The organism is Agrobacterium sp. Ap1, from assembly GCF_017313375.1.
GTDB lineage: Bacteria > Pseudomonadota > Alphaproteobacteria > Rhizobiales > Rhizobiaceae > Neorhizobium > Neorhizobium cellulosilyticum.
The window spans coordinates 480636-501520 of the sequence record NZ_JAFLMY010000003.1; the positions used below are offsets into that span (position 1 = coordinate 480636).

Consider the following 20885-nt stretch of genomic DNA (forward strand, 5'->3'; position numbering starts at 1 on the left):
CTTATTTCTGCCGACCAAGCACGACATCGCATTAGGTGCTGTCCTACATCCCCTCAGATCCGTCATCCTCGGGCCTGACCCGAGGATCCAGTCACAAGCACGCCAACCGTCCCAGAGCATGGGGACGAAATCACGACAGGATCGAACAAAATCAATCTCTTACAAAAAATCTCATCCCCGTCCTCCCAACCCAGGCCTACAATCCCTCCGTTCCGTCACGGATACACCGGCAGTCGTGCCGGCGAGGCGGGACCGGCGCTGACGGTGGAGAGAGGACGTAACTCTCCATCATCGGGGTCCGCGGAAAATGGTCTCCCTCCGGCGACACGGGGGAAGCGGCAAGGTTTTCGGACCGGCCTGCCGCTTCTGATGCCCGAACGGCGCGTCGGACGTGCCTGTGCGGCACACATGGTGGCCTGAAGGGTGGTTTCGCCGGGCTTCGACCAAGTCCATCCGTGAAAACGGAGTGCCCGGCGGCGGCGACGTGGAGGGTTGGCGGTTTCGCCCGTTTTCCATTAAGCCAGACGAACACCATCCGGCAAGGCCACGGCAGAGGGACCGGAGTCGCGGATAAAAACTGCTGAACGGGGCGCTGAGAGGTGTCACTTACAAACTAAATCATGAGGCAGCTTTCAGCGCCCCGTCCGAACTTGGAAATGCTCAAGATCGCCAAGGGCGTATTGCATCCTTATCCCGATGCGCATCTGTCACCCGGTCAACCACCTGAATCCCTGCGACAAATCCGCATTTCGAGCATTCGCCCGTGGAGGACGCAAAAAATATTCGCATTTGCCGCTTTCGGCGGCGGTTTTCTTTCCTCACAACGCGCCTATTTTCTGCGATCACCACGGCAACTCATTCGTTGGAGAATACCGAAATGAACCTCGTCAAAACCACTCTCAAGGCTGTTGCCGCCGCCCTGCTCGTGCAGGCTGCTTTTGCCGCTCCGGTCTTTGCCGGCGAAAACCTCGACAAGATCAAAAAGGCCGGCGTCATCCGCATCGGCACGGAAGGCACCTACGCCCCCTTCACCTTCCACGACGCATCGAACAAGCTCGTAGGCTTCGATGTCGAGATCGGCGAAGCGGTTGCCAAGAAGCTCGGCGTGAAGGCGCAGTTCGTCGAAGGCAAGTGGGATGGCCTGATTGCCGGTATCGATGCGGATCGTTATGACGCCGTCATCAACCAGGTCGGCATCACCGATGCCCGCAAGCAGAAATACGCCTTCTCCGAACCCTATATCGCCTCCAAGGCCGTGCTGATCGTCCGTGACGACAACACCGATATCAAGGGTTTTGCCGACCTCAAGGGCAAGAAGGCCGCCCAGTCGCTCACCAGCAATTACGGCAAGATGGCCGAGGCCGCAGGCGCCGAACTCGTCGGCACCGATGGTTTCGATCAGTCGATCCAGCTGGTTCTCACCCGCCGCGCCGATGCGACGCTGAACGACAGCCTTTCCTTCTTCGATTTCAAGAAGCAGAAGGCCGACGCACCGGTCAAGATCGTCGCCGAACAGGCTGAAGCCAGCTATTCCGGCGTCCTGCTGCGCAAGGGTGACGACGAACTGGTGGCCGAGGTTAACAAGGCGCTGGCCGATATCAAGGCCGACGGCACCTACAAGACGATCTCCGAGAAATATTTCGGTCAGGACGTCTCCAAGTAAGAGATATGCAAGAGATATTCGTCCGATCCTCCTGCACTTGAACCGTGCTAGGATTTGGCGAAAGCTGAACCCGAACGTCCGGCCTTGGCCGGGCGTGTTCGTGTTGATGATCATAGAGCGTTAGAGAGTAAGGACTTCGCCCGTGCCGCATTGGCTTCAACTGATGATGGATTCATTTCCGACCCTGCTTTGGGCCGGTGTGAAATTCACCGTGCCGCTGACCTTGCTCTCCTTCGCCTTCGGCCTGACGCTCGGTCTCATCACCGCCGTCACAAGGCTGTTCGGCCCGAAGCCGCTGGTGCTGATCGCAAGGTTCTACGTCTGGGTCATTCGCGGCACACCGCTGCTTGTCCAGCTTTTCGTCATCTTTTACGGCCTGCCCAGCGTCGGCATCCTGCTCGATGCCTTCCCGGCGGCGCTGATCGGCTTCACGCTCAATATCGGCGCCTATTCGTCCGAAATCATTCGCGCGGTCATCGCCTCCGTGCCGAAAGGCCAGTGGGAAGCAGCCTATTCGATCGGCATGAACTGGCGTCAGGCCATGGCCCGCACCATCCTGCCGCAGGCAGCCCGCGTTGCCGTGCCGCCGCTTTCCAACACCTTCATCTCGCTGGTCAAGGATACCTCGCTCGCCGCCGCCATCACCGTGCCGGAACTGTTTCAGGCCGCCCAGCGCATCGTCGCCACCACTTACGAGCCGCTGATCCTCTATATCCAGGCGGCGATCATCTATCTGGCGCTCAGCTCCGTGCTTTCGGCGCTGCAGGTCCGGCTGGAAAAACGCTTTTCGAGATATGGCGGCATGCTGGAGGCCAATCGATGATCGAGCTCTCCCATATCCGCAAGAATTTCGGCGACCTTCAGGTCATTGACGATATCAGCCTCAAGGTAAATGAAGGCAGCGTCACAGCCCTTGTCGGCCCGTCGGGCGGCGGCAAGAGCACGCTTCTGCGCTGCATCAACCTGCTCGAAATCCCAACTTCCGGCACGATCCGCCTGGGTGATGCGGTAATCGAGTTCGCTCCCGGCAAAAAGGTCGGCTGGGATGCAGTTCAAAAAATCCGCCGCCAGACCGGCATGGTTTTTCAGAATTTCCAGCTTTTCCCCCACCGCACGGCGCTCGAAAACGTCATGGAAGGTCTGGTCACGGTGCTGAAATGGCCGCGTGAGAAGGCGGAAGCCCGTGCGCGTGAACTGCTCACCAAGGTCGGCATGGCGCATAAGGTCGACTCATGGCCCTCGACCCTTTCCGGCGGCCAGCAGCAGCGTGTGGCAATCGCCCGTGCACTCGCCATGTCGCCGCGTGTGCTGCTCTGCGACGAACCCACTTCGGCGCTCGATCCGGAACTGGCGACCGAGGTCGTCGAAGTGTTGAGCAAGCTTGCAGCCGAAGGCACGACCATGGTCATCGCCACCCACGACCTGCGCCTCGCATCCCGCGTCGCCGATCATGCGGTCTTCCTCGAAGCCGGCAAGGTCGTCGAACAAGGGGCGGCCGATCGCGTTTTCGGCGCACCGGAACACGAGCGCACCCGCCGCTTCGTTTCCTCCATCAGCGCTGCCGTGCAATCGGGCTACGGGGAGGGGATCTGATCGGGTAATCGGGGCCGAAACGGACGGATACGGAACTGATATTCGTCAAATCGGCCTTGACGCCGGGCTTGAGAGAACTAGACCGCGGACACTTTGTTTCGTTCGGGAGTGCATTCTTGAAATCCTTGGCAACCTTCTCAGCTTTCGTTGGCAAGACCTTCGCAATCTGGGTCATCCTCTTCGCGGTTCTCGGCTTCTTTTTTCCCGATACCTTCAAGCTAGTGGCGCCGTGGATCGTCGCTCTTCTCGGAATCATCATGTTCGGCATGGGCCTCACCATCTCGGTCGATGATTTCCGCGAGCTGACCCGCCGCCCCTATGAAGTGGCGATCGGTGTCGTTGCCCATTTCGCCATCATGCCGGCACTTGCGCTGCTGCTGACGAAGATCATCCCGATGCCGCCGGAAGTCGCCGCCGGCGTCATCCTCGTCGGCTGCTGCCCGGGCGGCACTTCGTCCAACGTCATGACCTATCTTGCTCGTGGCGATGTCGCGCTGTCAGTTGCCTGCACCAGCGTCACCACGCTGGCGGCCCCCATTGTCACGCCGTTTCTGGTCTGGATGTTTGCCAGCCAGTACCTGCCGGTCGATGCCTGGGCGATGTTCGTCAGCATTCTCGAAGTCATCATCCTGCCGCTGGCGCTCGGTTTCCTGGCGCAGAAGCTGATCCCGGGCCTCGTGCGTGCCGCGATCCCGGTTCTGCCGCTGGTCAGCGTCGTCGGCATCGTTCTGATCGTCGCGGCTGTTGTCGGCGCATCGAAGGGCGCGATCGCCCAGTCCGGCCTGCTGATCTTCGCCGTCGTCATGCTGCATAACGGCCTAGGTTATCTGCTTGGTTATTTCGCCGCCAAGGCGCTCGGCCTCAATTTCTACAAGCGCAAGGCGCTCGCAATCGAAGTCGGCATGCAGAATTCCGGCCTGGGTGCAGCCCTTGCCACCGCCTACTTCTCGCCGCTCGCCGCAGTCCCGAGCGCCATCTTCTCCGTCTGGCACAACATTTCCGGCGCGCTTCTCGCTAACTGGTTTGCCGGCAAGGAAGATGCCGATGCAGATGCGGCAACCAACCGGGTGGTTATTCCGCATTGAAGAAGGCGGAACGCTTTCCATAAAAAAAGGGCGGCTCCCGGGCCGCCCTTTTCAATTTTTCGATGCGCTTAGCTTTACCGCACGACCATCTGCTGCTGGCCGGTGGAAGCGGCGGGTTTCGGGTCGCGGGTCTTGGCCGGTGCCGGCTCCGCGGTGCCGAGATACTTGTCGCGTTCCCGCCAGACGGCCGGGATTGCAAGAAGTCCAACCGCAACGACCGCAATCGCCGTTTTTGTCAGTTCGTCCAGCTCCGGCGAACGGCCGTCGAAATAATAGACGAAGTAAACGATGGCGACGTGCCAGACATAGACATAAAGCGAATGGCGGCCGAGCAGTCGCAGGAAACGCAGAGTGAACACCCAGGTCAGTGCCGAGGCAATCGCGCGAACCCATGCCGCCTTGTGCTTCGGGCCGGCAACGATCAGCCAGGTGACGAGCAGACCCATCGCCGCGAAGTTCAACAGATAGACCGGACCGAAATCTGCACGGATTTCCATCGAGGCGAACTTGCCGATCATGTGCGGCGGCATCAGCTCATTGGCAGTAATCAGGCGCAGCGGCAGGAAGAACAGCACCAGCACCAGCGCCACCTTGGGGATGAAGGTGTTGTCGGGCGACAACACATTACCCCAGTTGATCTTGCCCGACGACGTCAGCGCGCCGAGCACCAGACCCGAGAAGAACACGATCTGCCAGCCGAACAGGTTGAACGAAACGCGCAGCCCCTGGTCATCGGCACCCATGACCAGCTCGTTGAGCGGAATGGTGATGAGCTGATGCAGGCCAAGCTGGCCGGCCATCCACAGCATGATCGATGCGGCCACCACATAGTGCCATTTGTCGTCCAGCACGAGCTTGATCAGCATCGGCGCAAACAGCATGTAGATGATGTATTGCGGCAGAATGTCCATGAAGGTCGGCTGGTACAGGAAGGTCGCGATCGCGGCGAGACGCAGCGGATCGTCGAAGGTCGTGTAGCCCAACCAGTTGAACCAGATCGAATAAGCGCCCGGCAGCACCATCTGCGCCACCATGACCGCGATCACAATGCCCATCGCATAACGATAAAGCTCGAACGCGCGGCTATAGATCGCCGAACGACCGGCCGCATATCCGGCCTTCATCATCTTGCGGGCATAAACCATGCCGATCATCAGGCCGGACAGGAATACGAAACCCTGAGCGTCTTCCACGAAGGCGAGCTGGTTGTGATTGATTTTTACAAGCAGGTATCCACCAGCAAAGATAAGGTGGTTGAGTACCATGAAAACGAGGAAGTACCCTCGCATTCCGTCAATGATTTCAAAGCGCTTCATCGGTCGCGGTCTCCGTCTCTGCCGGTTCCGATGGTGCCAGCCCCTCGGTCCGTAAGGCCTCTGCGGGCCAGGAAGTCACGCGCCTAAACGTCGCGAGAAGCCGGAGAGTTCCGGCAAGAATCGGTATTAGCCGACGTTCAGACATTTCAACCGTAAACAGTCCGTGATGACTGTCACATGAACGGCATTTGTCAGTGGATGTGGAAAACTATTCGGCGGCGACCCGGCGCAAACCGGCGCTTTGCGTGAGATAGGCGCGGATTGCCGCAGGCTTTACTGGCTTGTGCTGCACGGCAATGCCGTGCCGCTCGGCCTCTGCCCGAACCTCCGGTGTCCGGTCGGCCGTGATCAGCATCGCCGGCATTGCGGTCTGATAATGGGACCTCAGCGCAAGGATTGCCTCGATCCCGTAACCGTCGTCGAGATGGTAGTCGGCGATGATGACATCGGGCGGCGGTTCGCGGCCCTTGATGATCGTATCGATCTCGGCAAGCGAGCGGGCCTGGCCGACCGTGCAGCCCCAGCCGGTGATCAGAAGGCTCATGCCTTCGAGGATCTGCGGTTCGTTGTCGACGCAGAGCACCCGCAATCCATTCAACACATTGGCGGGTTTTGCACGCTCGCGTCGAACTCTGGCCGAAGCAGCGCTCGGCGCAGCAAGGTCTCGCGGGATCTCGACGCGGAAGCTCGTGCCGCGGCCGGGCTGCGAGGCAAGCTGTACCGGATGGCTCAGCATCCGCGAGAGCCGGTCGACGATGGAAAGCCCCAGCCCCAATCCGCTTGCAGTCCGCGCGCCATCCTCCAGCCGGGCGAATTCCTTGAACACGGTGCGGAATTTTGATGACGGAATGCCGATGCCTGAATCCAGCACCTCGATGATTACCTTCTCACCGCGCCGACGCGCGCCGACGATTACCTTGCCCGAGACCGTGTACTTGATCGCGTTGGAAACGAGGTTCTGCACCAGTCGCCGCAGCAGGTTGGCGTCGGACACCACTTTCAGCGAGGTCGGCATGACGACGAATTTGAGATCCTTCTCCCGCGCCATTGGCGAAAAGTCCGTGTCGATCCGCTTGAACAGATCGTCCAGCTCGATCGACCCGAAGCGGGGCTTCATCGTGCCGGTATCCAGCCGGGAAATATCGAGCACCGCACCGAGGATAGTCTCGACCGATTCCAGCGAACTGTCGATATTGCGGGCGATTGCCGCATTCTTGTCCGCGCCAGCCAGTCGTTCGACCAGCGTCGAGGAATAAAGCCGGGCGGCATTGAGCGGCTGCAGAATGTCATGACCGGCGGCGGCAAAGAAGCGGGTCTTGCTGACATTCGCCTCGTCGGCCGAAGCCCGAGCCTCGCCGAGTGCGCGGTTGACGCGGGTAAGCTCCGCAGTTCGCTCCCCGACCCGCTGCTCCAGCGTCTCGTTCGCCTGTTTCAGCGCCTGATCCGCAGCAACACGCGCGGTAATGTCGGTAAAGGTTGCAACGAAACCCGCATCCGGCATGGGATTGCTGCGCACTTCGATGATCCGCTCACCGCCATGCACCATCAGCGAGAAGGTCGTTCCGAGATCCTTGAACTGGCTGGTAATAGCCTCCTTGTCCTTCTCGCTCACATCGCCGCGTTCGGCCAAAAGCGCGACGATATCGGAAAGCTCGAAGCCTACCTGTCCCGCCTGTTCGGGAAGATCCAGCAACTGGCGGAACCGCCGGTTCCACACCGTCAGCCGGTCGGAACTGTCGAACACGGCAATCCCCTGGTCCATGTGGGAAAGCGCCGTCTGCATCATGTCCTGGTTATATTGAAGCGCTTCGCTTGCCTGATCGAGCAGCCAGGCCGTGTCGGAATTGGTGTCCTCCACCTTCTGCAGCAGAAGAGAAAGCACAAGCCGCGCGGAAGACGAGCCGATTGCGCTTCCAAGTAACTGTTCGGAAAAATGGATCATCGCCATATCTGCCTGCTGGTCGTCCCGGAAACGGCGCCCGGCAGTCTTCTCGTAATTGGAGAAGGAGCGCAGCATCCGCTCCTCGCCAAGATAGCGGGCGATCACCGTCTTCAGGTCACCGACGCTGATGCGGGTCTTCCAGCCGCGCGTGGCAAATTGTGACCGCGGCTGGCGCTTGACGAAAATCCCCGCCTGCAACCGCTCCACCGGGCGTGGATTTCGCGATAGCGAACCGAGCACGAATGCAATCGTGTTGAGCGCAAGGCTGAATATCGTCGTCGTGACGAAAGGATCGATCTCCCGCCCGGAAAAGATCGCAGCGCCGGGAAAGATGAAATTCAGCACGGCCGCCGCGATATGGGAGTTGTCCGGTCCGCCAAGGCTCGGCAGGAACAGGAGATAGGCCCAGGACAGGAAGCCGAAGGAAAGGCCTAAAATGGCGCCGCGCGCATTGGCCCGCCGCCAGATCAACCCGCCCAGAAGGGCAGGGGCGATCTGCGCAATGGCGGCAAAGGCGAGCAGGCCGATCGACGCCAGCCCCGACTGGCTGTCGGCCATCCGGTAATAACCGTAGCCGAGCAGCATCACGGCAAAGATCGCCGCCCGGCGGATATTGAGAAGCGTGCGGGTGAGGTCCTGGTTAGCACCGGTATGCGAGGCGAGCTTGCGACGCAGGAAAAGCGGCAGCACGATATCGTTGGATATCATGATCGACAGCGCCACCGATTCCACGATCACCATTGCCGTTGCCGCCGAAAAACCGCCGATGAAGGTCATCAGCGTGACGAAGGGAAGCCCGGCTTCGAGCGGCAGCGTCAGCACATAAAGGTCGGCATCGCCCATGCCGCCGAACGTGATCAGCCCGGCTGCCGCCACCGGGATCACGAAGATATTGATGGCGATGAGATAGACCGGCAGCAGGAAAGCGGCGGCGCGGCGTTCCCGCGGTGTTCGGTTCTCCACCACCGTGACATGGAACTGCCGCGGCAGTATGACGATTGCAAACGCCGACAAAAGAATGACCAGCACCCATCGGCTGACCGGCGTTTCATAGGATGCGGCGGATGCAACGAGCAGGCTTTCTGATGCCCTGGCCGCGAGATCCGACCATCCGTCGAACATGAAGAACACGACGGCGATCCCGACTGTCGCGAAGGCGACCAGCTTCACGAGGGACTCCATGGCGACAGCCAGGATCAGCCCGTCCTGATGTTCTGTCGCATCCGTGTGGCGAGTGCCGAAGACGACGGCGAAACAGGCCATCAGCAGAGTGACGATCAAGGCAAGGTCGATGAAATGCAGGTTGCCGCTGCCGATGCCGAAATCGGATGGATTGACCATCACCGCGACGGAGCTGGACACCGCTTTCAGCTGCAGCGCGATATAGGGCACAGTGCCGACCAGCGCGAGCACGGCGACGATCGCTGCTACCGTGGCGTTCTTGCCATAACGGGCGGCGATGAAGTCTGCGATCGAGGTGAGTTTTTCCGCTTTGGCCAGTTCGACGATACGGCGGATGATCGGCATGCCGAGCGTAAACGCCAGGATCGGCCCCACATAGATTGCCGCAAATTCCAGCCCGCGCTGGGAAGCAAGGCCCACGCCGCCGAAATAGGTCCAGGAGGTGCAGTAGACGGCAAGGCTCAAGGCATAGACGAGCGGACGCCCGCCTTTGGGAACACCCGAAAGCCGGCTCTTTCTGTCGCCGTAACTCGCCACTGCAAAAAGCAGCAGGATATAGGCGAATGCCGAGACAAGAATGACCCAGCCTGGAAGCATGTTTCCTCCCCCCGCAGGCGCGTGCGGACAGGAGATAAGATTAAGCGAAAGACGAAGCGTTGGAAATCGGCGCTGCCTCGTCAAAAAGTTCAATGCAGTCGCACCGTCTCCGAGGATTTGTCATGTTTAAACCCTTGGCTTTTGGCATCTTTTCAGTATCTGATGAAACGCTATGTTAAGCACGACGGCAACCGAGAGAGGGGTCAAGTCATGTCTGTAGTCAGCGAGTTTCGTTCATTTATTGCAAAGGGCAATGTTATCGATCTGGCGGTCGGTATCATCATCGGCGGCGCCTTTACCGGCATCGTCACATCGCTTGTCAACGATATCGTCATGCCGGTCGTCGGCGCGATCACCGGCGGCGGTTTCGATTTCTCCAATTACTTCATCGCGCTGTCGAGCGCCGTCACGGCTCCGTCGCTGGAAGAGGCGCGCAAGCAGGGCGCGGTCTTCGCTTATGGCAGCTTCATCACTGTCATGATCAATTTCGTCATTCTCGCCTTCATCATCTTCCTGATGGTCAAGGGTGTGAACAGGCTGCGCGCCATGGAAGAAAAGAAGCCGGTCGATGAAAAGCCTGCACCGCCGCCGGCCGATATTCAGCTTCTTTCGGAAATCCGCGATATCTTGAAGACGAAGTAACGAGACGCCTTGAGCCTGCAACTCATCAGAACAATGAATTGCAGGCTCAAGGAAACTCATGGGATTTCCGGACTTTTCTGCGCTATGAAAGGCACACGAAAAACAGGAAATCCGCATGTCTCTGCTTGGCTCCCTCAGTTCCCGCGCTCTTGCTGCTCCTGAAAGCGGCATTGTCGAGATCATCACCCATGCCCGCATCGGCGGCCGTGACGATCTGATCCCGCTTTGGGCGGGTGAGGGCGATCTGCCAAGCCCGGATTTCATCAACCGCGCAGCATCCGACGCGCTTCTGGGTGGCGAGACCTTCTATACCTGGCAGCGCGGCATTCCCGAGCTGCGCCAGGCGCTTGCCGATTATTACTCCCGCCATTTCGCGGTTTCGCTGCCGCCCGAGCATTTTTACGTCACCGGCTCCGGCATGCATGCCATCATGATGGCCGTGCAGGCGATCTGCGGACCGGGCGACGAGATGATCTATCTGTCGCCCACCTGGCCGAACATCGTCTCGGCCATCGAGCTTTCCGGCGCGGTTGCCACCGGCCTGCCGCTTGAGTTCACCGGTGGTAAATGGTCTCTCGACCTGAACAAGCTCGAAGCCATGATCACGCCGAAGACCAGGGGTCTGTTCGTCAACACGCCGTCCAACCCGACCGGCTGGACCGCGACGAAGGAAGACTTGGCCGCCATCCTCGGGCTTGCCCGTAAACACGGCCTCTGGATCATCGCCGACGAAATCTATTCCCGCTATTATTACGGCGGCGCGGTGAGGGCTCCGTCCTTCCTTGATATCGCGGAGCCGAACGACCGCATCATCTATGCGAACTCGTTCTCGAAGAACTGGTCGATGACCGGCTGGCGCGTCGGCTGGCTGGTCGCCCCGCCGGAATTGGGGCAGGTCATCGAAAACCTCATCCAGTATTCGAATTCCGGTGTCGCCCAGTTCATGCAGCGTGGCGCCGTCGTGGCGCTGAATGAAGGGGATGCTTTCGTCGAGGAAAATATCGAACGCGCCCGCGTTTCTCGCGACATTCTCTGCGACATGCTGATCGCCACCAACCGTGTCCAGACGCTGAAGCCCGAAGGGGCGATTTATGCGTTCCTGAAAGTGGATGGCATCACTGACAGCCGCGCGGCGGCACTCGATATCGTCGACAAGATCGGTGTGGCGCTGGCGCCGGGATCGGCCTTCGGCAAGGGAGGCGAGAACTTTTTGCGCGCCTGTTTCCTGCGTAATCCGAAGCATGTCGAAGAGGCGGCCGACCGGCTCGCCGGTTACATCAAGGCGCTTTGAGACACCTGTCGGGGATATTCGATAAAATTCGAAATATCCCCGAAAACCTCTCTTATCCACGTCATCGGATATAGTTGGGTCACCCCTTCATAAGTAACCGGTGATCAAGCGCCGCAATGCTTTCCTGCAAAAAACAAAAGGCAGGGAAGTCGTTCATGGCAGTGCTGGTAACAGGCGGTGCGGGGTATATAGGCAGCCATATGGCCTGGGCATTGCTGGATGCCGGGGAAGACGTGGTCGTGCTTGACCGGCTTTCGACCGGCTTCCGCTGGGCGGTGCCGGATGCGGCGCGCTTTTATCTCGGCGATGTCGGCGATCAGGCCCTGCTAGCCCAGGTCTTCGCGGAAAACCAGATCGAGGCGATCCTGCATTTCGCCGGCTCGATCGTCGTGCCGCAATCGGTCGCCCATCCGCTTGATTATTATGAGAACAATACCAGCAAGACCCGGCTTCTGGCGGCTGCCGCGATCGAGGCCGGCATCAGGCATTTCGTCTTTTCCTCCACCGCCGCGGTCTATGGCGACCAGAAGGACGATACACCGGTCCTGGAAAGCGCGATGACGCTGCCGAAAAACCCATACGGCCAGTCCAAGCTGATGTCGGAGCTGATGCTGCGCGATGCCGCCGCAGCTCATGACTTCCGCTTCGTCGCCCTGCGTTATTTCAACGTCGCCGGTGCCGATCCGCTCGGCCGTACCGGCCTGTCGACGGTCGGTGCCACACATCTGATCAAGCTTGCCTGTGAAGCAGCCCTTGGCGAACGGCCGGGCGTCGATATCTATGGCACCGACTATCCGACACCGGACGGAACCGGCGTGCGCGACTATATTCACGTCACCGATCTCGTCGAAGCGCATCTGAAGGCGCTGAGCTATTTGCGCCGTGGTGGCGAGCCGCTGATTGCCAATTGCGGTTATGGCCGCGGTTACTCGGTGCTGGAAGTGCTGAACGCGGTAAAGCGCGTCAGCGGCCACTCGTTCGAGGTTCATTACGGCCCGCGTCGTCCGGGAGATGCGGCAAGCGTCGTTGCCAATTCGACACTCGCCCGCAGGCTTCTCGAATGGCAGCCGCGCCATGACGATCTCGACCTGATCGTCGAGACCGCGATCGCCTGGGAAGGGCAATTGGCCGGTCGCCGGGTGGAAGATCTTCGCTCGCTCCACCAGCGTCTGGCCGCCGTGCGCTTCTGATGCGCGGTCAACGACAGGGGTGTCATGCCGAAATGATTATGGATAAGCGATTGCTTGAGGAGTAAGGGAAGCGCAAACAATCTGATCCGACGGATATCATGCGCCCCTCTTTGACAGCCGGTCTCGTTCTTCTTTTCTGCGGTATTGCCGCCTTGCCGGCCTATGCCTCGGATATCCCCAAGGCTGCCGCCCAATCGCCGTCAGCCGTCTTGCCAAAGGTAAAGCTGGTCGAGCCGCGCCTGCATCTTGCCAAGGGTGAGGCCGGTGCCAAGTCGCGTGTCGCTCTGACCTTCGACGCATGTATGGGTGCGGTGGACGAGCGCATTCTCTCGACGCTTCTCAAGGAGCGTATTCCGGCCACGGTTTTTGTCACCGCCCGCTGGCTCAGAAAGAACCCGCAGACAGTTGCGGTCTTTCTCGCCAATCCGGACCTGTTCGAGATCGAGAACCACGGCGAGAACCACATTCCGGCGATCGATGTCGCCGTGCCCGTCTATGGCATCCCGTCCGCCGGATCACCACAAGCCGTATCGCGGGAAGTCGGCAAGGGGGCGGAAGCGGTGATTGCTGCGGGCTTTTCGGCGCCCCGCTGGTTCCGGGGGGCGACGGCGAAATACGATGCGAGCTCGATCGATGAGATCCGCAAGATGGGCTATCGCGTCGCCGGTTATTCGCTGAACGGCGATGATGGCTCACTGCTTGGTGCAGGCTCTGCCGAAAAGCGCATTGCGGCAGCCAAGGACGGGGATGTCATCATCTCCCACATCAACCAGCCGACCCATGCGGCAGGGCAGGGTGTCGCCAATGCTATTTTGAAGCTCAAGGCCCGCGGCGTTGAATTCGTCCGGCTCGCCGATGTCGAAACTATCGGCGACAACGATACGACCGCGCAGCGCCCCGGCCTGTTTTGAGCTATCCGCATCTGCTGCTCCATCGAGCCCGATTCTAAAACATGAGTTAAATCCTCAAGTCACTTGATCTGCAGCAAGTGGCCCCATGTCTCCAGCCTCTAGATTGCCGTCATATTGACGATCGGTAATCAGCGGAGAAGTTTGGGCATGGCATCGAGTGAGGACTTGGCACGCTATTTTGCGGCCGGAACCGGGCTCGATCCGCTGAGTGAGGCATTCAGCCGGCGGGGGGCGGTGATGCCGTTTCGCGGCAAGCGGCGTCTGCCGCCGGAAGAGATGCAGGATGTCTGGCTTTAGCTCCAGTCTCAGCCGGCTAAACCGGGCAAGCGGCTCGCCTATATCCACGTCCCTTTCTGCGCCAACCACTGCCTCTTCTGCGGCTTTTACCGCAATGCCTATGTGCCGCAGACCGGGGCGGATTACACCGAACTGGTCATCGAGGAGATCAGGCGTGAGGCGCAAACCAATGCCCTGCGCCACAACCCGATCCACGCCGTCTATCTCGGCGGCGGCACCCCGACGGCGCTGAGCGCGGAAGAACTGTCGCGGATCATCACCACCGTCCGCACCGAGCTGCCGCTCGCGCCCGATTGCGAGATCACCGTTGAGGGCCGGATCATCCATTTCACCCCGGACAAGATCGATGCCTGCCTGGAGGCGGGGGCGAACCGGTTCTCGATCGGCGTCCAGACCTTCGATACGGATGTGAGGAAGCGGCAGGGACGTCGCTCCAGCCGCGAGGAGGCCATCCGTTTCCTCGAATATCTGCGCGACCAGGATCGCGCCGCTGTGGTGATCGACCTCATCTACGGGCTGCCGGGGCAGACGCTCGATGTGTGGCAGCGGGATCTGGAAACGGCGGTGGATATCGGTCCCGATGGACTTGATCTCTATGGATTGAACCTCATCCCGACAACGCCGCTCTTCAAGGCGATTGAAGCCGGAAAGTTTCCGGCAACGCCGAACTTGAACCAGATCGGTGCATTTTATCGAACCGGGGCGGAATTCTTCCGGCGCAGGAACTGGCGCCAGATCAGTAACAACCACTGGGCCCGCACTACGCGCGAGCGAAACCTCTACAATCTGCTGATCAAGCAGGGAGCCGATTGCATCGCCTTCGGTTCCGGCGCCGGCGGTTCCATCGGTCCGGTAGGTTACGGCCTGAACGGCGATCTGGCGGTTTATGGCGACGACATAAGGGCCGGACGCAAATCGCTCGGCATGATGATGATTTCCGACGAGCTTTCCGCTCTGCGCACCCTCGTGACAGCGGGTTTCGAGGTCGGGCATCTCGATCTCGGCCAGCTGGACCGGACTTCCGGTCGCGCCATGACGCCGGTACTGGAGCCGCTTATCGCCCAGTGGCAGGGGGCGGGCCTCCTGTCGTTTGCGGGCGGTATCGTCGAACTCACCACCGCAGGCCGCTTCTGGTACTCGAACCTGATTGCCGCTCTCCACGACATTTTGACCCTTGAACTGGGCCCTTCACGCGATGCGGCCTGAACGAACTCATTGAAACGGAGCAGGGACATGTCCGATCTCGACCAAGCCGAAGCCATCATCAAGATCAAACAGGCCATCGCCGAAAAGCCGGACGGCGTGCTGGAAGCGCTTTCGGCGCAATATGGCGTTCCTTTCCAGACGGTGCTCGAATGCCTGCCGGAAGGTGTTACCCGCATCGACGGGCGCCATTTCATCGATGTGCTGACGGATATCGCCAACTGGGGCGACGTCATGTTCATCTGCCATTCGAAGGATGCCATCATCGAGTTTTCCGGCCCCTTGCCGAAGGGAGAGATGGGCCACGGCATGTATAATTTGCACGGCGGCCCCGGCGGCCTTTCTGGCCATCTGCGGCCGGAAAACTGCGCCGCAATCTTCTTCGTCCGCCGCCTGTTCATGGGCATGGAAACAAGGTCGATCCAGTTCTTCAATGCCGAAGGCGAGACGATCTTCAAGATCTATGTTGGCCGTGACAGGGAACGCAAGCTGAAGGCCGTGCAGGTCGAGCGTTTCGAACGGCTCGCCATCCAGTTCGCCAGGCCTGCAGGCAATGCCTGACATGCGGCCGCTTCTGATTTTCGGCGCAAGCCGCGGCGTCGGCCTCGAACTGGTGCGGCTCGAGCGTGCCGCCGGTCGTCCGGTTATCGCGATGTTGAGGCCGCAATCGGATGCCCGGCATCTGCAGGAAATCGGCGTCGAGATCCTGCGCGGCGATGCCCTGTCGCGGCCCGAGATAGAGCAGGCGCTGGCGCACCTGCCCGGTCCGTTCGATGTCGTCTCGACATTGAGCGGGCGAGGCGAGGATGGCCGGCTTGTCGATGACGAAGGCAATATCAACGTCATCGAAGCGACGGCTGCGAGTGGCAGGGCAGGGCGCTTTGTCTTCATCACCTCCATGGGCTGCGGAGACATGGCGCCCTATCGGTCGGAAAGAGCGATCGCGGCCTTCGGTGCGGTCGTCGACGCCAAGACGTTTGCCGAAGACAGGTTGAAAGAGAGCGGTCTCGACTGGACGATCCTGCGTCCGGGCGGCCTCGTCTCCGAAGCCGCCACGGGCAATGGGCTGCTGACCCGCAACCCTCAGGTCCACGGTTTCATCCACCGTGCCGATGTCGCACTGCTTGCCTCCCGGGTGCTGCGTGACCCCGCGACATCCCGCCATGCGTTTGCCGCTGTCGATCGCAACCGGATGAGTTGCGACACGCCGGTGGAACCCTTCTCGCTCGCGTGAGACAGTCCGTTCCAGCATTGCGCACCCGGTGATAAAAACACTGGGTGCGCTTTTGTTTTCCGGGCTTTTTGGTTATGGACATCCATGGCCGAAAATGACGACGTAAATGATGATGACAGCCCTGCAAGGGGCGAAAGCCGCGGTGATCGCGCCCGCAGGGCGCAGGCGGCGCGAGAGGCCGATCGCAAGGCAAAGGCCGCTGCAAAACTTCGCGAAAATCTGATGCGTCGCAAGGGACAGGCCCGCGCTCGCCGCGCCGGCGAAGCGGACGATACACAGGGACTTCCGGCATCCACGCCGTCTGCCGCAAAATCGGACGAATCATCCTGACTATAGCGGTCACGGGACGTCACCAGATTTAGAAACATTGAAGCGCCAGGGGTTTTCGTCTAAGGACGCGACCTTCTGAGCGTGAGAGGGAAAGTTTTTCAACCATGGATCGCATTCGCATTACCGGCGGCAACAAGCTGAACGGCATCATTCCGATTTCCGGCGCCAAGAACGCCGCCCTGCCGCTGATGATCGCCTCGCTTCTGACCAGCGACACCCTGACGCTTGAAAACGTGCCGCATCTGGCAGACGTCGAGCAGCTTCTGCGCATTCTCGGCAACCACGGCGTCGATATTTCCGTCAACGGCCGCCGCGAAGGCCAGACCGACAGCTACGCCCGCACCATACAGTTCACCTGCCGCACGATTGTCGACACCACCGCTCCTTACGAGCTGGTCTCGAAGATGCGCGCCTCCTTCTGGGTCATCGGCCCGCTTCTGGCGCGTGAAGGCAAGGCCCGCGTCTCGCTGCCCGGTGGTTGCGCCATCGGCACGCGTCCGGTCGACCTCTTCCTCGAAAGCCTTGCAGCGCTTGGCGCCGAGATCGAGATCGACGGCGGTTATGTCAACGTATCGGCCCCCAAGGGCGGTCTCGTCGGCGCGCAATACACCTTCCCCAAGGTGTCCGTCGGAGCGACCCATGTTCTGCTGATGGCAGCAACGCTCGCCAAGGGCACGACCGTCATCGACAATGCTGCGCGCGAGCCGGAAATCGTCGATCTGGCGGATTGCCTGATCGCCATGGGCGCCAAGATCACCGGCGCCGGCACGAAGACCATCACCATCGAAGGCGTCTCCTCCCTGCATGGCGCGCGTCACCGCGTGCTGCCGGATCGTATCGAGACCGGCACCTATGCCATGGCCGTCGCCATGACCGGTGGTGACGTGACGCTGACGGGCACGCGCGCCTCGCTGCTCGACAATGCACTCGACACGCTGCGCCTCGCCGGTGCGGAAATCACCGACACCGAAAGCGGCCTGCGCGTCGTGCGCAACGGTAACGGCATCCAGCCGGTCGATATCGTCACCGAACCCTTCCCGGGCTTCCCGACCGACCTGCAGGCGCAGTTCATGGCGCTGATGACCCGTTCCTCGGGTGTCTCGCATGTGACTGAAACCATCTTCGAAAACCGCTTCATGCACGTGCAGGAACTGGCCCGCCTAGGTGCCAAGATCTCGCTCTCGGGCCAGATGGCGCGCATCGAAGGCGTTTCCAAGCTGAAGGGTGCCCCGGTCATGGCGACCGACCTGCGCGCCTCCGTGTCGCTCGTCATCGCCGGCCTTGCCGCCGAAGGCGACACCATGGTCAGCCGCGTCTACCACCTCGATCGCGGTTTTGAGCGTCTGGAAGAGAAGCTCACCCGCTGCGGCGCAATCGTCGAACGCGTCAGCGACTGATCGTCGCCCAGATCACGAAGTCTTTGAAAGGACGGCAAGGAAACCCTTGCCGTCCTTTTTCGTATCCATATGTTGAAGCGGCGTCCCAATTTCCTCCCGCCTCATCTTTATGATCCGGCTTGGTCTTTCTGTTTCAACGCAATTCCGCATGCAGAACCTGCGCCCACTTTTGCTGGAATTGCTCTCATCGGAGATTTCCCAATGGCTGACGTTTCTTTTCCCGTCTGGTTTATTACCGGCTGCTCGACCGGCTTTGGCCGCGAACTCGCCAAGCTGACGCTCGATCGCGGCTGGCCGACCGTCGTCACCGCCCGCGACAAGAGCAGGCTTGCCGATCTGGTGGCTGGTTATGACAATGCACTGGCCGTCGATCTCGACGTCACGGATCAGGCCCAGATCGAGGCGGCGGTAAAGGCTGCGGAAGAAAAATTCGGCCGCATTGATGTGTTGGTGAACAACGCAGGCTACGGCTATCAGGCCTCGCTAGAGGAAGGTGAAGAAGCCGAAATCAGGGACATGTTCGACGCCAATGTCTTCGGACTATTCGCCATGACGCGTGCCGTCCTGCCCGGCATGCGCACCCGTCGTAAGGGACATGTCCTCAACCTGACCTCACAGGCCGGTTTCATCGGCTTTGCCGGATCGGGCTATTACGCCGCCACCAAACATGCGGTCGAGGGCTTTTCCGATGCGCTTGCCGCCGAAGGCGGGCCGGTCGGCATCAAGGTGACCTGCGTGGCGCCGGGGCCTTTCCGTACCGATTGGGCAGGCCGTTCGTTGAAGCAGACACCGGTGAAAATCGCCGACTATCAGGAGACGGCCGGTAGCCGCATGACCACGACCGCCGGCTATAGCGGCAAGCAGCCGGGCGATCCGGTTCGTGCCGGCGAGGCGATGATCAAGGCGACTGAAACGCAAAACCCACCGCGCCATCTGGTGCTCGGTGAACTTGCCTATAACGGCATCACCGGCAAACTTGCGGAGCGCCTTGCCGAAATCGAGAGCTGGAAAGATGTCAGCCTTTCGGCAGATTTCCCGAAATAAGCTTTTGACATCCATTGAACGAAGCCGGGGCGTGATATTCGCTCCGGCCTTTTGTTGTGTTCTTCAAGCCGATCGCTGCTGCGCCTGACGTCGAAGGATTTCGGTTGTCGTGTCGCGGTCTGCGGGTCGACCAAACAGATACCCCTGTGCAAAACCGCAACCGAGACGCTGCAGGCGAAGTGCCTGATCTGTTGTCTCGACACCTTCCGCCACCATGCGAACACCCAGTCCGCTCGCCATGCCGAGCAGCGCCTTGATGATCACCTCGCCGGGACCGCCCGACATGCGATCGACGAAGCTCTTGTCGATCTTGACGATATCGACCGGGAAATTCAGGAGATGGGTAAGCGAGGCATAACCGGTGCCGAAATCGTCAAGTGCCACCAGCAATCCATCGGCCCGCATGCCTTCGATCGTCTGGCCGACCTTGCTGTCGCGTTCGTCCATATAGACCGTCTCGGTGACTTCAACGACGACCTGTTCAGGCGGCACCTTTTCCTGTGAGAAGATCTGGCTGATCCGCGCCCGCAGGTCTCCCTGATCGAAATCCGCCATCGACACATTCACGCTGACATAGGAAAGCGGAAGATCTTGATCGCGCCATGAGCGCATGTCGCCGGCAACCTGCTTCAGCATGAGGTTCGTCAACTGATGGCCAAGCGAGGCATCCTGCAAGGCTTCCGCAAACATTCCGGCCGAGAGAACCTGTCCGTCCGCCGTACGCACGCGGCAAAGCGCTTCCAGCCCGACTATCTCCTTGGTGTCTAGCCGGACGATCGGTTGGTAATGCGGCTCGATACGCCCTTCGATAAGCGCGTTGGTAACGGTTTGAAGGACACGAAAACGTTCCGTCACCGCGCCGGCAAGCTCGTCACTGTAAAGAACGAAACTGCCGCGCGCAGTCTGTTTCGCATGATGAAGCGCGAGATTGGCATGTTGCAGATAGGACGGAACGCCGGACGGATGCAACGGGTCGCAGATGGCGCCGCCGCAACTTGCCGAGAGGCGAAGTGTGTGGCTGTTTTCCTGCAGGCTGCGCTCTGCCATCGCGTCCAGGATGCTTGTGCAGACCGCGGCCAGATCCGACGGATCATTGTCGATCAGCACCGCAAATTCGTCGGCATCGACTCTGAAGCTTTTCTCAGGCCCGATGATCCGCGTGATCGCATGCGCCGCCTCGAGGATCAGCCGGTCGCCCGTCGTGTGGCCGAAGGCATCGTTGATCTGTCCCAGATGATCGATATCGATCAAGAGGATACCGAACGGATCGGGATTGTTCTTCGCCCTCTCCTCGACCGTTCTGATGAAATTGGCGCGATTGCCCAACCCTGTGAGGATATCGAAATAGGCAAGTCGCTGGTTCTCAGCCTTCATCTCTTCGCGTTCAAGCACTAGCGAACAGAGGTCGACGCATTCGGCAACGATCATACGCTCGTCTTCGGTCGGTCCCCGGTTTTCCTTGTAGTAGAAACCGAAGGCACCGAGCACACGACCGTCGCTCTGCAGGATCGGGCTCGACCAGCAGGCCTTGACCTCGTGCTCTCTTGCCAGAATATCTGCGAGCGCCCGATACGGCAGCCAGTAAGGATCGGTGAAGATATTCTCGACCGCGATCGGCTGACCGAGAAAGGCGGCAGTACCGCAGGACCCGACACCCGGCCCGATCGCAATACCGTCCAGTGCTGCCGAATACTCTTTCGAAATTGTGGGGCCGGCCAAAGGATGCAGATGGCCGCTGCGATCGACGGTGACCAGCGAGCAGAGCACGCCTTCGGCCATCTGTTCGGCATGGCTGCAGATATGATTGCCGGCCTCCCTTACCGAGCAACCGCGAGCAAGCATATCCAGTATTTCCTGCTGAAGTCGTCCCCTCCCGACTGCCATCCGTCAAAATTTCCCGGTTCTAAATGACTTGGATATTGAATGTTCCGATGATGTCCGTTGAAAGGTAAGTATAAGGTTATTCTG

Annotated in this window: 18 protein-coding genes and 1 pseudogene; 16 read left to right on the top strand and 3 right to left on the bottom strand. The window is 60.1% G+C overall.

The window, feature by feature from the left end; translation table 11 throughout:
- Positions 1–656 precede the first annotated feature (656 nt).
- The 5 genes from JZX87_RS08555 (at position 657) to JZX87_RS08575 (ending at position 4341) form a co-directional block, all read left to right on the top strand.
- Entirely contained in the window at positions 657–881 is a 225-nt protein-coding gene (locus JZX87_RS08555) for a hypothetical protein (protein ID WP_206825068.1), read from the top strand.
- Complete coding sequence (locus tag JZX87_RS08560) at positions 878–1663, top strand: amino acid ABC transporter substrate-binding protein (RefSeq protein WP_206825069.1); 786 nt, start codon at positions 878–880, stop codon at positions 1661–1663. The genes JZX87_RS08555 and JZX87_RS08560 overlap by 4 nt, the downstream gene beginning before the upstream one ends.
- Before the next feature lie 142 nt (positions 1664–1805).
- Entirely contained in the window at positions 1806–2486 is a 681-nt protein-coding gene (locus tag JZX87_RS08565; protein WP_148144445.1) for an ABC transporter permease subunit, read from the top strand.
- Positions 2483–3256, top strand: a complete 774-nt coding sequence (locus JZX87_RS08570; protein ID WP_148144444.1) for an amino acid ABC transporter ATP-binding protein — start codon at positions 2483–2485, stop codon at positions 3254–3256. The genes JZX87_RS08565 and JZX87_RS08570 overlap by 4 nt, the downstream gene beginning before the upstream one ends.
- A 116-nt stretch (positions 3257–3372) precedes the next feature.
- The gene (locus JZX87_RS08575) at positions 3373–4341 is read left to right on the top strand and encodes a bile acid:sodium symporter family protein (protein WP_206825070.1); all 969 of its coding nucleotides are present in this window, start codon (positions 3373–3375) and stop codon (positions 4339–4341) included.
- A gap of 74 nt (positions 4342–4415) precedes the next feature.
- Here the strand turns inward: JZX87_RS08575 and JZX87_RS08580 are convergent, their stop codons facing one another.
- Positions 4416–5657 (bottom strand): OpgC family protein, encoded by a 1242-nt coding sequence (locus JZX87_RS08580; RefSeq protein ID WP_206825071.1) that lies wholly within the window; start codon positions 5655–5657, stop codon positions 4416–4418.
- 208 nt (positions 5658–5865) lie between these two features.
- A complete protein-coding gene (locus tag JZX87_RS08585; protein ID WP_206825072.1) occupies positions 5866–9378 on the bottom strand; it encodes a hybrid sensor histidine kinase/response regulator in 3513 nt (1170 codons plus the stop codon).
- 210 nt (positions 9379–9588) lie between these two features.
- On the opposite strand from JZX87_RS08585, the gene mscL reads away from it, so the two are divergent.
- From mscL to JZX87_RS08640, 11 genes and pseudogenes are all read left to right on the top strand, one after another.
- Positions 9589–10020 (top strand): large conductance mechanosensitive channel protein MscL, encoded by a 432-nt coding sequence (gene mscL / locus JZX87_RS08590; protein ID WP_206825073.1) that lies wholly within the window; start codon positions 9589–9591, stop codon positions 10018–10020.
- 115 nt (positions 10021–10135) lie between these two features.
- Entirely contained in the window at positions 10136–11311 is a 1176-nt protein-coding gene (locus JZX87_RS08595) for a pyridoxal phosphate-dependent aminotransferase (RefSeq protein ID WP_206825074.1), read from the top strand.
- Between the two features lie 155 nt (positions 11312–11466).
- The gene (gene galE / locus JZX87_RS08600; protein ID WP_206825075.1) at positions 11467–12501 is read left to right on the top strand and encodes a UDP-glucose 4-epimerase GalE; all 1035 of its coding nucleotides are present in this window, start codon (positions 11467–11469) and stop codon (positions 12499–12501) included.
- A gap of 98 nt (positions 12502–12599) precedes the next feature.
- A complete protein-coding gene (locus JZX87_RS08605; protein WP_206825076.1) occupies positions 12600–13412 on the top strand; it encodes a polysaccharide deacetylase family protein in 813 nt (270 codons plus the stop codon).
- Positions 13413–13559: 147 nt separating this feature from the next.
- Complete coding sequence (locus JZX87_RS08610; RefSeq protein ID WP_206825077.1) at positions 13560–13709, top strand: hypothetical protein; 150 nt, start codon at positions 13560–13562, stop codon at positions 13707–13709.
- A 27-nt stretch (positions 13710–13736) separates the two neighbouring features.
- Positions 13737–14915, top strand: a pseudogene (gene hutW, locus JZX87_RS08615) (heme anaerobic degradation radical SAM methyltransferase ChuW/HutW); the annotation flags it as partial.
- A gap of 27 nt (positions 14916–14942) precedes the next feature.
- The gene (gene hutX / locus JZX87_RS08620) at positions 14943–15473 is read left to right on the top strand and encodes a heme utilization cystosolic carrier protein HutX (RefSeq protein ID WP_206825078.1); all 531 of its coding nucleotides are present in this window, start codon (positions 14943–14945) and stop codon (positions 15471–15473) included.
- Between the two features lies 1 nt (position 15474).
- Positions 15475–16146: an SDR family oxidoreductase gene (locus tag JZX87_RS08625; RefSeq protein WP_206825079.1), complete on the top strand. Its 672-nt coding sequence runs from the start codon at positions 15475–15477 to the stop codon at positions 16144–16146.
- A gap of 84 nt (positions 16147–16230) precedes the next feature.
- Positions 16231–16476, top strand: coding sequence for a hypothetical protein (locus JZX87_RS08630; protein ID WP_206825080.1), 246 nt, complete (start codon positions 16231–16233; stop codon positions 16474–16476).
- Positions 16477–16580: 104 nt separating this feature from the next.
- Entirely contained in the window at positions 16581–17873 is a 1293-nt protein-coding gene (gene murA, locus JZX87_RS08635; RefSeq protein WP_206825081.1) for a UDP-N-acetylglucosamine 1-carboxyvinyltransferase, read from the top strand.
- 201 nt (positions 17874–18074) lie between these two features.
- Positions 18075–18917 carry an oxidoreductase gene (locus JZX87_RS08640; protein ID WP_206825082.1) on the top strand — a complete coding sequence of 281 codons (843 nt, stop codon included), beginning with the start codon at positions 18075–18077 and terminating at the stop codon, positions 18915–18917.
- Positions 18918–18980: 63 nt separating this feature from the next.
- On the opposite strand, the gene JZX87_RS08645 is transcribed toward JZX87_RS08640, so the two are convergent.
- On the bottom strand, positions 18981–20759 hold the full coding sequence (locus JZX87_RS08645; protein ID WP_206825083.1) for a putative bifunctional diguanylate cyclase/phosphodiesterase: 1779 nt from the start codon (positions 20757–20759) through the stop codon (positions 18981–18983).
- Between the last annotated feature and the right edge of the window lie 126 nt (positions 20760–20885).